This is a genomic window from Mycolicibacterium agri (genome assembly GCF_002553505.1).
GTDB classification, from domain to species: Bacteria; Actinomycetota; Actinomycetes; order Mycobacteriales; family Mycobacteriaceae; genus Mycobacterium; species Mycobacterium agri.
Genome location: NZ_PDCP01000067.1, coordinates 1 through 12,418, shown reverse-complemented (window position 1 = coordinate 12,418; position 12,418 = coordinate 1). Strand labels below are relative to the sequence as shown.

Genomic DNA, 12,418 nt, shown 5'->3' with positions numbered 1-12,418 from the left:
TTGGGCTGGCGAATTCCGGGGCTGACGCTGCCAGCACTGACCGGATGGTAACTAGGCGTCGCGGATCCTCGAGAATCCGCTCTAGCATCGAGTCGGACAGCACTGGCACATGGTGTATTCTGCCCTCATACCGAGGTTTCAGCGGCCCACGTAACTGCGCTTCATATGGCTGTTCCTCGAAATATTGGAAGACGCGCTTCTCGAGAAATGCCTTGACAACTGCTTTGGCGGCAGACGATTCGCCCAACTTCAGTAATTCTTCTATTTCGTTGATTATATTCTCAAGGTCAAATGCTGTTATTTCCGGAGTGTAATACCATGCATATACCCCCGGGCTCGCGGGAGTATCTCCTATTTCGTGCCAAGTGAATATCGCCATGTATTAGTTGCTCCGGAAAGCTCCCATCAAAGATGTGGTCCAGCACATATTTATAGCACTCTATGCCTCCGTTCACAGAACTTCCGCGAATCCCGGGGGAGGACATGTGTTGGCCACCCGATTGTTTTGTTACCTCGCGTCGGGGCAGCGGCTGGAATGTACTAGCCAACCGAAAAGGCTAGAAACCGCCAACTCAGTCGATGCGGACCGCGCAGCTATCGTACGGGTGGGGCCGGATCGGGGTGCATAGGGTTCAGTTATCGCGATACGAATGAAGCTCTTGCAGCGATACGTTATGTGTTCGTCTGTTCGAGTGAACCTCGTTCAGGACTTCCTCTAACTCTGCCCGTGCAGATGTACGTTGTCGACAACGATCGGACTTCGTGTATCAACGGAGGAAGGTCTGGCCCTCCGACGGATAGCCGCCGCCCTTGGTCGCGACGTGAACGTGGTCGTAGTGGTTGGCGGTGTCCGAGCCGCGGCTCTTCATCACTCGCTTTGAGCCGTCCGGCCTGTAGATCGTCTGGCGCCAGATGGCATGCACCACGCCGAAGCGCTCGGCATTCGCCAGCACGTAGGCCAGCACGCTGTCCCCGAGCGCCTTGCCCTCCTCCGAGCGCGCGTTCGGGATCATCACGTCGATCGCTAACCCGTGCGGATGCCACTTCAACGGATCCGACCGCACCCCGCCGATGTCGAGAATCTCCGGGAACGCCGCACTGACTGCCCGCGCCGCCAAGATCGTGTCGACCTGCAGCCCCTTCTCCTGCGCGACGCCCTTCGGCAATACATCCGGAACCCTCGGCCTGGCCGGCTCGGCTGCTGCCATCGGCTGCACCGCCGGAGCCGGCGGGCTCGGCGGTGCTGCCGCCGCGACATCGCCACAGCACCCCGCCGCGTCACCCAACTGCGGATGACTGTCCGCACCGACAACAAACACCACAGCGGCCGCCACAGCCCCCGCCACGACCGTCAACCGCGGCCAGCGTCGCTCCTTGGCTAATGAGTGCCTTCCCATCGGCAGCGCACGCTACCGACCGCCCCCACGGGCTCGCCAACCGAGGCAACGGCGACCCAAACCTCCGAGCGGCTCGACTCATCCACAAACCCCCAGGTCACACGGGCCAGAGCCGCTCCCGCGGGCCACAACCGCCGCCCGCCGACCGTGTCGAGCGTCATCTGCGGCGCCGAATGTGACCCCACCGGACCTACCCCTTCAGCGCCTCGTCCGCCGGGCCCAGATCGAAGAACTGCGTCTCACCGCTCGCGTCATCGAGGCCATCGTTGTCGGTGACCACGTACAGCTTCCCGTTGCCCGCGATCGCGAAACCCTCCACCTTCTCCTGCACGAAGCCGTTCGTCGCCTGCAAGTCCGGTAACAGGTTGTGCCCCAGCGTCTTCCGCAGCACCCTCGGCGCCTCCTGCGCCGACATCGCTTCCGTGTCGTCCGGCATCTCCACCCGATAGATGCCCTTCACCCGCGCATCGGGCCCGTTCAGCTTGTCGCGTTCCAGCACCAGGAGCGCGCCGTCGTGCACCGCGATCTCCGACAACCCGATCCAGTCCCCCTCCGCGGACGTGTTCTCCAGCTGATAGCCGAACCACTCCCACTTATCGCCGTCCGGGCTGTAGCGCCCCAGCCGGACCACCCCCTTCGGGTCCCCCTTCACCTCACGCTGCACCGCCACCCACACGCTGTCGCCGTCGACGGCCACCCCCTCCAGGCCCTGCCCGCCCAGCCCGGCCGCGACGTTCACGGGCAGCGGAACCCGGCGCTCGATGCTGCCGTCGGCCGACACGTACACCAGCTGATTGCCCGGCCCTTCCTCGCCCTCGACCGCGAGCACGAACCCGCCGTCGGGCCGTGCGGCGAGACCCTCGATGTCGAGCGTCACCGGCTGCCCGTTCTCCGTCACAAGCAACGAAGTGTCGATCACCGCCGGCGTCGTCGAGACGTCCACCCCGAGCACCCGCGACGGCCCGTACGCCACGTCCGTGGACGTGAACAACCGCTCCCCGTCAGACGGGTCCGCGCTCAGCGCGCCCAACGCACCCCAGCCGATCGGCGCCCCGTCGACGTCGCCCGACACGATGGATGGAAACGCCAGCCCGCCGGCCTTGGCGTACGAGTCGCCGTAGCCGTAGACGCTGACCGAGGCGCGCACCCGCTTCTCGGCGTCGTCCTCCTCCGACGAGATCACCAGCAGGTTGCGCGACGGGATCGGCAGGATCCCCTCCGGCCCCGGAGTGGTCGGCATGATCTGCCGGAACTTCGGCGCGGTCGGATCGCTGACGTCGTACGCGGCGACGAAATTGCTTCTCTCCGAAGCGATTAGCGCGGTCGGCTTCCCGCCGATCTCGGTGATCGCCAGCCCTTCCGGCTCAGGTCCCTTGGCCTCGGCGCGGCTCTCGTTGTGCAGGCCGGTGCGCACGGCGAGTTGCTCGAGCGAGTTGCCCGCGTCCCAGACCACCTCGCCGGTGGTGGCGTCGAAGATCGTCCAGCCGCGGGTGCCGCCCTTCCAGTCGCCCTCGTTGGCGGTCGCGACATGGCCGTCGTCGATCCACCCGATGGCGTCGGGCTCGCGGGGCGTGTCCGGGATCGACCCGGTGTGGTCGATGACCCCGTCCTCAGCGGTATCAATGCCGGAGACGGAAACGCTTCCGGCACTGAAGATCTTCGACACCTCGCCGCTGCGGCCGTCGATGATCGCGAACCCGTTGTTCTCCTGCAGCGTCACCGCGACCTGTCCGCGCGAGTTGATGCTCAGGTATTCGGGTTCGAGGTCCTCCGGCGTGTCCAGACCAGCCGCCCGTGCCGCCGAGACGTCGAAGTCGACCCGGCGCGCAGTCCACCTGTCCGGGGCGCCCGCCAGATCGACAAGTTGTACGAATCCCGTTGGGGGCTGCGGCAAGTCACCTTCGTCGCCACCGGGTGGAGTGGCCTCTTCGTCGCGCTGGTTCTCCATCGCGATCGCGGCGAATGCGCCGTCCGGGCTGATCGCGATGGAGTCCGGTTGACCGCCGAGGTCGATGCTGCGCACGCGGGTGCGGTCGGCGACCCGTACGACGTCCACGCGGCCCGACGGGTGCGGAAAGTCGCCGCCGGTGGTGTCGACGACGACCAACACGTACTCGCCGATCGCCGCCACCGAGGTCGGCTGGTCGTCGGCGTGACCGAGTTCGGCCAGCGAAAGTGTGCCTTTGCCAACCGGTTTCGCCGGATCACGGATGTCGAGAAAGCCGATGCGCTTGGCGGCGGCGTCGGTGTAGATGACGGTGTTGCCGTCCGGGGTGACGGTGGAGATCTCGGCGACGGTCTCTTCGGCCGGGTCCTGCGCGTTCAGGTAAACCGGGTAGGTCGCCAGCCGGTGATAGCGCTCCGAAGCCGGCAGGTCGAAACCGGTCGGAGCGCTGACTCTCGGAGCGCCTGGGCGCTCAATTTCGTCCTGACCGCCCGTCGAACACCCCGCCACCGTCAACACCGCAGCCGTCGCCGCTACTACCGCCCGAACCGTGCTCGTCGCAAACACCCGTCATCCCCTGAAGTCGTCCGATGAGTCGAGTGAGTGTGACGTGGGTAAGTGTCTAGACAGGGAACGTCCGGTTAACGGCTGCGATCCGGTGCAAACCGCGTCGTCGCCGTGACGCCCGGCGTGACAATGGTCTTCGCCCAAGGAGGTAGAGCATGACGAATAACCCTGTAGCGGTCGTGGCGGGGGCGGTGCTCTTCGCTGTCGGCGCCATCGGGATGGCGATCTGGCTGTGGGTCAAGCGGAGGAAGGTTGAGCGCGCGGCGCAATAGTCAGACGTCGACGTCCTGCGCTGTTTCACCCCGGCACACCCGCAGAAACTCGGGATAGTCCCAGGTGGCCAGGAACTCGTCGGCGGCGTGCAGGCCACGCTGGTACAGCGCGTCACGCTCGGCGGCGGAGATGTCGAAATCCAGTGGGCCCACGCCATCGGACGGCACGAAGATGGTGCGCCGAACGGTACACGGGTCGTCGACATAGGCGGCGTCCTGATCGCTGATCAACGTTTCCAGCGCGCCGAACGCCAGCGACAACGGACCCCGGATCTTGTGGGTCGGCGGCTTGCCGGGCGGCGCCGAGAGCCGGATACCGAATGTCGGCCAGCCCGGCCGGTTGCCCCGGTCGAACAACTGCACGGGGAAGTTCGACAGCAGACCGCCGTCCACCCATGTTGCTCCACTGACCTGTACGGGTTCGAACGCGAACGGCACCGCCGAGGACGCCCGCACCGCGCGGGCGACCGAGAACTCGTCAGGATCGATCCCGTAATTCGGTAGATCCCACGGGATGCGAACCAATCGTCGCCGCGACAGGTCACTCGCGGTCACCACCAGCGACCACGCATAGCGTTGCGGCTCTTCGCCGGTGCGCAGATCGCCGAATGTCTTCACCCCGAGATCACCCAGCAATCCGGTCAGCAGGTTCTCCAGGTAATCGCCCTTGTACAGCCCGTCGTTGGCAGCCAGCGACAGCGCCGGGCCGACGATCGGTATCCGCGTCAGCAGTGTCGGGTCGGCGAACTTGGAATAGTCGATGGTCTGTGCGAGCTCGTCCAGACGCGACAGTGGTTCGCCGGCCGCCTGCAGCGCGGCCACCATGGACGCGACGATCGCGCCCGCGCTGGATCCCGCGACTCGGGGGAATGTGTATCCAGCGGCGGCGAGCGCGTGCACGGCACCGACCAGTCCGATGCCTCGGATGCCACCGCCCTCGCACACCAGATCCGCCCGCGTCACCACGGCGCACCCTCCGAGGTGGTGAGCGACCGGCGTGGGCGCGGGCGTTTGACGGCCATACCTTCAGTCATACGCGGATATCCGCAGCTGTACCAGAGGTGGACACACGCGCATAGCCATCAGCCAACAAGCTCTGCACACGACCGCCGTCGTGACCCACTCGGTTTCGCCGTCGCCCCCGAAACCCGCAAAACCGCGGCTCATCGGCGCGTAGCCGCATCGCCCTCACAAACTGAAAACGATCCTGAAATCTGCTCCCCTTCAACGTGAAAAGCGACGACTATGGGTCTTGCGAAGCCAGTTGCAGCTGAAGGAGTGGGTCGAATGGTCAGAACGCATACGGTTGTCCCGAGAGAAACGCTGTGGGCATTGGCGCTGCGCTACTACGCCGATGCGGACCTCTATCATTTGATCGCCGCCGCCAGCGGCATTCCCAATCCCAACGTCCTCAGCGTCGGGCAAAAGCTCATCATGCCCGACTTCACGCGGTACACCGTTGTCTCCGGAGACACGCTGTCCGGTGTGGCGCAGCGCTTCTACGGTGACGCGCAACTGGATTGGCTGATCGCGAGAGCCAGTGGGATTGCCGATCCCAACGCCATCAATGTCGGGCAGCAGCTCATCATTCCCGAAGTCACGAGATACACCATCGCCCCCGGCGACACGCTGGCGTCACTGGCACAGCACTTCTACGGCGACAGCTCGTTCTATCGGCTGATCGCCACCGTCAACAACATCGCCAACCCCAACCTCATCAACCCCGGGCGAGTGCTCGTCATATTCGCCGGGCGCAGCGACGGGTTCGGCCTGCGGATCGTGGAGCGCAACGAAAACGACCCTCGCCTCTGGTATTACCGATTCCAGACCGCCGCCATCGGCTGGAATCCCGGTGTCAATGTTTTGCTGCCGGACGGTTACCGCACCAGCGGGCTCACCTATCCCGTCCTCTACATGCTGCACGGCGGCGCCGCGGACTTCCGCCAGTTCGACTTCCTGGGCATCCGCGACCTGACCGCCGGAAAACCGATCATCGTGGTGATGCCCGACGGCGGACAGGCGGGCTGGTACTGCAACCCCGTCGGCTCCTTCGTCGGCCCGCGCAACTGGGAGACATTCCACATGGCGCAGCTGATCCCGTGGATCGACGCGAACTTCCGAACGTTCGCCGAGTACGACGGCCGTGCGGTCGGCGGATTCTCCATGGGCGGCTTCGGCGCGCTGAAGTACACCGCCAAGTACTACGGCCACTTCGCCTCGACGAGCTCGCACTCCGGCCCGGCGAGCCTGCGCCGCGACGGCGGCCTCGTTGTGCACTGGGCAAACTTGAGCTCGGCCGTCGTCGAACTGGGCGGGGCCACGGTCTACGGCGTGCCGTGGGACGAGGCCAGGGTGAGCGCCGACAATCCGGTCGAGCGCATCGAAAGCTACCGAAACAAGCGGATTTTCCTGGTCGCGGGCACCAGTCCGGACCCGGTCAACTGGTTCGACACCGTGCAGGAGACCCAGGTGCTTGCCGGGCAGCGGGAGTTCCGCCAAAAGCTCGACGAAGCCGGCATCCCGTACGAAGCCCACGAGGTCCCCGGCGGCCATGTCTTCCGGCCCGAGATGTTCGTCCGTGACCTCGACGGCATCATCGCGCGGCTGCGCCCGGCCAGTGCTGCTGCGTCGGCCAGCGTCGCCGGGCCTGGGGCGGACGCGCCGACCGACTGACTACGTTTCGATTAGATCCGTCGTCGTGTCGCGGAGGGTGGCCTTGAACTGCATTGCGCGGTAAGGCCATCCGGCGGCCGTGTTCCACTGGGAAACGACGAGACCGACACCGCCTGTCACGTCGAGTCGCGAGCCCGGTAGCACGTAGCCGCCGTACAACTGGGCCACCTGACTGTTGGCGTGGTCTTCGCGGTCCCACGACGTGCCGACCACCGGCAGCTGAACCGGCGCCTCGTAGAGGTTCGCCACCGGTGACTCGATTACGCGGTATCCCAACGCATATCGGGATGACAGGAACCCGCCGAGGATCCACTTGTCGCGCTTGAGCCGACGCAGGCACAGCTCGCCCCACGTCTCTCCGGCGGGTGTGATCGGCGTGGGCTCGTTGCCCCACGCCCACCGGTTGTTGGCCCATCCCCAGCCTTCGTACTTCCACATGTCGCCGATGTCCTCGGGGCGAACGCGCCGCAGGATCATGCCTTTGTCGCGCTGAAATCCCGTCGACACGACGTACACCCAGCCGTCGTCGGGGTCGTAGTCCCACGACCAGCACTGCGCGTAGCCGTTGTGTAATGGCCCGGGGAACTTTGCCTTTTCACCCATGTGCTGCCACGAGATGCCGTTGTCGTCAGACGACCAGATCTCGGTCCAAATCACGTTGCCGAAGCCGCGATTGACGATCGCGTGCAGGTACAAAAGCCCGTCCACCCGCAGCACGTCGGAGGGGATCACCGTGCTGATACCGCCGAAACTCCAGCCGGTGCTCGCGTCGTCGTGGATGTAATGCCAGAGCTGGCGCGCGTAATTCGGGTCCGCGCCGCCTGCGCGCTCGTAGCGGATCTGGTGGTTGGCGTCCCCGGTGCCGATCAGCGCGATGGGTGAGCGCCAGTCGCCCTGTCCTACTCTGTTGCCGGAGAAGGTGTCTCCGAACAGCGACACCAGCTTGCCGTTGGGCGCCTCGACCGACACACCGAGATCCGTGCATGTCACTCCCCATTGACTGGTGATGCCTGGGCCGGTGATGTCGGCGACCTTGCCGTCGACCGCGGCCAGTCGCGGCACCACCGCAGCCGCGGGTCTCGTGCGCCGCCGCCGTGGGGCCCTCGTGCTTTCGCTTTCTCGCAGCCACCGGTACAACGTCGAACGACTGATGCCGGTCTCCGCGGAGACTGCGGCGACCTTCTCGCCGGACTGCAGTCGCCGCAGTATCCGACGGCGCCTGGCCGGCGTATCAGGGCCCGGCATGTGGCCTCCCTGGATTCGGATTGTCTCCACAGCAGCCTAGGAGGGAATAGACTCAGGTGGTTGCACTTTCGACGCAACCGAAGAGGTCATGCGGGTGAGCAGGTACATGCCGCTGAAGGCGGGGACATACCGCCTGTCCTCCCCCTATGGCCCGCGCGACCGGCGGATGCACTGGGGCCAGGACTTCGCCGCTTCTGACGGCACGCCCATCTACGCCGCGCAGGCCGGAACTGTTCAATATATCGGGGCAGCAACGGGTTTCGGTCAATGGATTGTGCTCGATCATCCCACTCCGGCCGGAGGCGGCACGACGGTATACGGCCACATGTGGGACGCCTTCGCCACCGGTCTGAGGCGGGGCGACAGCGTCGAGGCCGGGCAGCACATCGCCTACGTGGGAAGCAACGGCCAATCCACCGGCCCGCATCTGCACTTCGAAGTGCACCCCACCGTCTGGCGGGCGGGCTCTCAGATCGATCCCATCCCGTGGCTGGCGGGCGCGTTGGAGCCGGACACGACGGTCAAGGCCGCGGCGTTCCCGGTAACCGACACCCTGTATGCCGATGTGTCGGAATGGCAACGCCCAGTGGATGATTCCTACCCATATCAAGTACTGGCGATCCGGTCCAACGACGGCACGTATCGAGATAGGAACTGGGCGACGAACTACCCCTGGTGCAAGCGGCGCTGCGACGAAGGTGCGCTGGTCTTCTTCATCGTGTACTTCGTGTGGCGCAAGAACTGGCAGCAGGCCGTTCAGACGTTAAAGGCTCAGGTTGGGCAGCCCCATCCGCGGATGGCGGTGATGATCGACGTCGAGAGCTGGCAGGGGCAGATCACCGGTAACCAGTCCGAGGGATTGAATGCCACCTTCGACGCGATCGCGGACTGGCTAGGCGATCGGCGACGAGTCATCGCCTACGGCAACAGGACTGACCTGAACCAACTCTGGCCGTCCAAGCCCGCGGGCCTGCGGATCGTCCTTGCCGCCTACGGGTCGAACCCCGACTATCCCGGCAAGATCGCCCACCAGTACACCAACGGGGACGGTTTCGGCGGCGGACTGCCGGAGGGGTGCCCGCCGTTCGGCAAGTGCTGCATGGATTCCGCCGACGGGCTCACCCCCGAACGGTACGCAGCGGCCTGCGGTATCGACGCTGGCGACCAGGTCATCCTCGCGGCCCAGACCAAGCCGGCGAAGAAGGCCCGTTCGCGGCGTGCGACCAAGAGGACGTCGCGAGCCGATGCCGACCGCAAGACAGAGAAATGATGCACCATCACGAAACGTGCCTGCTGGCGGACCGAGCAAGGCCTCAACTCGTTATCCGAAGCTAGCTGGCGACCGACCGAGTCGCCAGCTACTCGGTTTCTGAGATCGCATCAAGTCGGCCGCAGCTTCGTCCGCCCACCTCTCCTTGAGGCTCTTCGGTGGCCGCGGGGCGAGCATTTCCTGGACTCTCTTGCCTACGATCTTCGGATCAGCCACGCGAGGGCTGACGACCTTGGTGGTCCGCCTCTTGCCCGAATTAGCGGGCGTACGCCGCTGCTTGGGCTTGGCAGCCTGCGCGCTGCCCGACTTTTTGCGCACGCCCTTTCTGCGGTTCTCCCACTGTTGCTGAAACCTGGATAGTTGATATCGCTGCCTGTTGAGTTGCTGTTCAAGCTTGCGGTATCTCTGTTGCAGGTCCCTCAGCTCTTTGTCGGTGGCGAGACAACGACGGCGCCACCACTTCGCGTGATACTCGGCAAGCCGTGATTGACACGCTTGACATTCCGGCGTGGCCCCATCGGGTTCGCGGTCAGAGATGCCGAAGCCATCTTCGAGGCCACACAGGGTTTGGTCGCTGCGGTCCTTTAAGTAGTTCTTGTGGTGGACGACGTTCGAATTTCTCTCACGCAGGTAGGCGTGCGGCGGCTCTTGAGAAGCCATTGGTGCACGAGCTTTCCTACCAGGTTCGCCTCGCTTAGGTGGCGCAGATTTCGCTTCCTCGTACACCTCGCGCAGTCGACGCACGACCGGCGCGCTGAGAACTGCAGACGCCGTTTCAACGGATTCGCCGTGTTCAGCAAGCGCAGCCAGGATCTCCTTTGTCGTCACACCCAACTCTTTCGCAAGCTGGTGCACGCGCGTCTTACCTGCCACCGGCCCTGCCTCCGATTGCTCACCCAGTCTTGAGAAAGACGTATAGCAGATGCTTGCGACATCCATGACTTGGTTCAAAGGGCTGGCGCGGGGATCCCGGTGGCAACACTGCACGCGTTGCCCGCCTCTGGGCGACAAAGCGCGTAAAGGTAGACCATCTAAGTTCGCACGACACTGTCGCTGCGAGGCGGGCATGCCCGATGGTTCTCCTGCCGGCGGGCGGATGCCGCCCGGGCTACCCGCGGTGGGCCGCCCTAGCGGTCAGGACCCGAGAGACCTCACTTGTAGGTCTGATGCTCCGCGCCGGAAAGTTCCCCGTTCACCCCCGCGAGGATGGTCCGGGCCAGTTCAACCCACGTCTGGGGCTCGGACAACGCCGCCTCGGGGTCGTCCTTGTCATTGGTCGGAGCACCGCCGGGAACGTGTACAAAGCCATCGACTTCGGCGTCGGGCCACGTGTAGGCGATCAGCAGATCGGTTCCGTTGCGCCAGGACGCCCAGCCCTGCACCGGCGAACTGGACGCGGGCGACAGCCCGTTCTGACTCTCCGAGATGTCCTGCCACCAGGTGATCGTCGAGCCCTCATCCCAGGTGGCTCGGAAGTCGAACAGGGTTGGCTCTTCGCCTTCCGGGGCGTAGTCGAAGGTGAAGCTGATCTCGCCCGGCTCAATCACGTCGGGTAGATCCAGATCCTCTGACACTGACACTGGCAACACCTCCCGAGTTGTGACAGTTTGGTCGAACCGATGTGGAGGGGACTGTCCATCGGACAGCAAAGCTATTTTGGCCGACTCAGGCGGGACGCGCCACGACCTACGTCGGACTGTGCGAAGCGCCACGGAGATCCCTTTGCGGCGAGGATCCGCAACCGTAGAGCCGGTCATAGCGTCCATCGAGGTGGTCGACGCCACCGCAGCCGTCCGCCTCCGAGCGACCAGTCGCGCAAAATTAGGCCGTCTAAGTTCGGGGCGGCAATGTCGCTGCGAGACGGCGCCAAGAGCGCTCCAAGAATCCGCCAAGCGCGCTGGGCGACTCTTTGCGTGTCATCAACCACCAACCAGCCAAGGAGTGATCCCCATGATGAACCGCATCCGCACCCTCGCCGTGACCGCCGCCGGCGCAGCCGTCCTTGCCGCCGGCTTCGGAGCCGCCACCGTCGGCGTCGCCGCACCCGCCAACGCCGACGTCTGCGTCGAGTACTACTCCGACGGCACGCCCTTCTATTACTACTGCTGACCCACGCAAGGAGGGCCGCCCACGAAATCCAACTGTGGGCGGCCCTCCCGTCACTGGACACCGAGTCACGCCGCTTGATAGGACACTCCAATGCCGCTCGCCCGAACCGCCGACCTCGTCGCCGCCGCGCACCAGGCCGGCACCGGGCTTGCCGCGTTCAACGTCATCACCCTCGAACACGCCGAAGCCATCGCCGCCGGCGCCGAACACGTCGGTAAACCCGTCATTCTGCAAATCAGCGAGAACGCCGTGAAGTTTCATCACGGCCGCCTGCGCCCCATCGCTGCCGCGGCCACCGCCGTCGCCCACGAAGCCGCCACCCCCGTCGCCGTCCACCTCGACCACGTCGAAGACGAAACGCTTTTGCACGCCACCGCCGACACCGGCGCCTCCTCCGTCATGTTCGACGCCTCGAAACTCGACTACGACGCCAACGTCAACGTCACCAAAGCCGCTGCGGCATGGGCACATTCACGGGGACTCTTCCTTGAAGCCGAACTCGGCGAGGTCGGCGGCAAGGACGGCGCCCACGCTCCCGGCGTCCGCACCGACCCCGACGAAGCCGCCGCCTTCGTACACGCCACCGGCGTCGACGCCCTCGCCGTCGCCGTCGGCAGCTCCCACGCCATGTCCGACCGCACCGCCTCGCTCGACTTCGACCTCATCACCCGCCTGCGCGACAAAGTCCCCGTTCCCCTTGTGCTGCACGGCTCTTCGGGCGTCTCCGACGACGACCTGCATCGCGCCGTCACCGCAGGCATCACCAAGATCAACGTCGGCACCCTGCTCAACCTGCGCTTCACCGCAGCCGTGCGCGCCCACCTCGACGCCAACCCCGACGTCAACGACCCCCGCCGCTACCACGCCCCCGCCCGCCACCGCCTCTCCCACGCCGACGCCCCCATGATCAGCCCCATCCAGGGCCCCTACTCGTCGCCCA

At 65.3% G+C, this 12,418-nt stretch carries 10 protein-coding genes; 4 read left to right on the top strand and 6 right to left on the bottom strand.

Translation table 11 applies throughout. The features are described 5' to 3' along the window. Window positions 1–767 precede the first annotated feature (767 nt). The 3 genes from CQY20_RS35220 to CQY20_RS25895 form a co-directional block, all read right to left on the bottom strand. Window positions 768–1,397: a VldE C-terminal domain-containing protein gene (locus CQY20_RS35220; RefSeq protein WP_174814686.1), complete on the bottom strand. Its 630-nt coding sequence runs from the start codon at window positions 1,395–1,397 to the stop codon at window positions 768–770. Window positions 1,398–1,587: 190 nt separating this feature from the next. After that, window positions 1,588–3,909 (bottom strand): esterase-like activity of phytase family protein, encoded by a 2,322-nt coding sequence (locus tag CQY20_RS25900; protein ID WP_097942932.1) that lies wholly within the window; start codon window positions 3,907–3,909, stop codon window positions 1,588–1,590. 272 nt (window positions 3,910–4,181) lie between these two features. After that, entirely contained in the window at window positions 4,182–5,144 is a 963-nt protein-coding gene (locus CQY20_RS25895; RefSeq protein ID WP_097942953.1) for a patatin-like phospholipase family protein, read from the bottom strand. Between the two features lie 324 nt (window positions 5,145–5,468). Between CQY20_RS25895 and CQY20_RS25890 the strand changes: the two genes are divergently transcribed. Beyond that, complete coding sequence (locus CQY20_RS25890) at window positions 5,469–6,854, top strand: alpha/beta hydrolase-fold protein (protein WP_097942930.1); 1,386 nt, start codon at window positions 5,469–5,471, stop codon at window positions 6,852–6,854. On the opposite strand, the gene CQY20_RS25885 is transcribed toward CQY20_RS25890, so the two are convergent. Beyond that, entirely contained in the window at window positions 6,855–8,099 is a 1,245-nt protein-coding gene (locus CQY20_RS25885; RefSeq protein WP_097942929.1) for a DUF4185 domain-containing protein, read from the bottom strand. It lies immediately after the preceding gene. Window positions 8,100–8,187: 88 nt separating this feature from the next. On the opposite strand from CQY20_RS25885, the gene CQY20_RS35660 reads away from it, so the two are divergent. Further along, window positions 8,188–9,369 (top strand): peptidoglycan DD-metalloendopeptidase family protein, encoded by a 1,182-nt coding sequence (locus CQY20_RS35660; RefSeq protein ID WP_371871025.1) that lies wholly within the window; start codon window positions 8,188–8,190, stop codon window positions 9,367–9,369. A 51-nt stretch (window positions 9,370–9,420) separates the two neighbouring features. Here CQY20_RS35660 and CQY20_RS36235 read toward each other — a convergent pair whose 3' ends face one another. Next, window positions 9,421–10,242: a translation initiation factor IF-2 N-terminal domain-containing protein gene (locus CQY20_RS36235; RefSeq protein ID WP_097942951.1), complete on the bottom strand. Its 822-nt coding sequence runs from the start codon at window positions 10,240–10,242 to the stop codon at window positions 9,421–9,423. A 278-nt stretch (window positions 10,243–10,520) separates the two neighbouring features. Beyond that, window positions 10,521–10,949 carry a hypothetical protein gene (locus tag CQY20_RS25865; RefSeq protein ID WP_097942928.1) on the bottom strand — a complete coding sequence of 143 codons (429 nt, stop codon included), beginning with the start codon at window positions 10,947–10,949 and terminating at the stop codon, window positions 10,521–10,523. Window positions 10,950–11,319: 370 nt separating this feature from the next. Between CQY20_RS25865 and CQY20_RS34930 the strand changes: the two genes are divergently transcribed. Together CQY20_RS34930 and CQY20_RS25860 are read left to right on the top strand one after the other, a co-directional pair. Next, window positions 11,320–11,478, top strand: coding sequence for a hypothetical protein (locus tag CQY20_RS34930; RefSeq protein WP_163700860.1), 159 nt, complete (start codon window positions 11,320–11,322; stop codon window positions 11,476–11,478). 90 nt (window positions 11,479–11,568) lie between these two features. After that, on the top strand, window positions 11,569–12,418 hold an 850-nt coding region (locus CQY20_RS25860), incomplete at its 3' end, for a class II fructose-bisphosphate aldolase (protein ID WP_109789748.1).

Bases quoted from the DNA above. Each gene is read 5' to 3' on its own strand.
- CQY20_RS35220 (WP_174814686.1), bottom strand. From the start codon at position 1,397: ATGGGAAGGCACTCATTAGCCAAGGAGCGACGCTGGCCGCGGTTGACG.
- CQY20_RS25890 (WP_097942930.1), top strand. From the start codon at position 5,469: ATGGTCAGAACGCATACGGTTGTCCCGAGAGAAACGCTGTGGGCATTG.
- CQY20_RS25885 (WP_097942929.1), bottom strand. From the start codon at position 8,099: ATGCCGGGCCCTGATACGCCGGCCAGGCGCCGTCGGATACTGCGGCGA.
- CQY20_RS35660 (WP_371871025.1), top strand. From the start codon at position 8,188: ATGCGGGTGAGCAGGTACATGCCGCTGAAGGCGGGGACATACCGCCTG.
- CQY20_RS34930 (WP_163700860.1), top strand. From the start codon at position 11,320: ATGATGAACCGCATCCGCACCCTCGCCGTGACCGCCGCCGGCGCAGCC.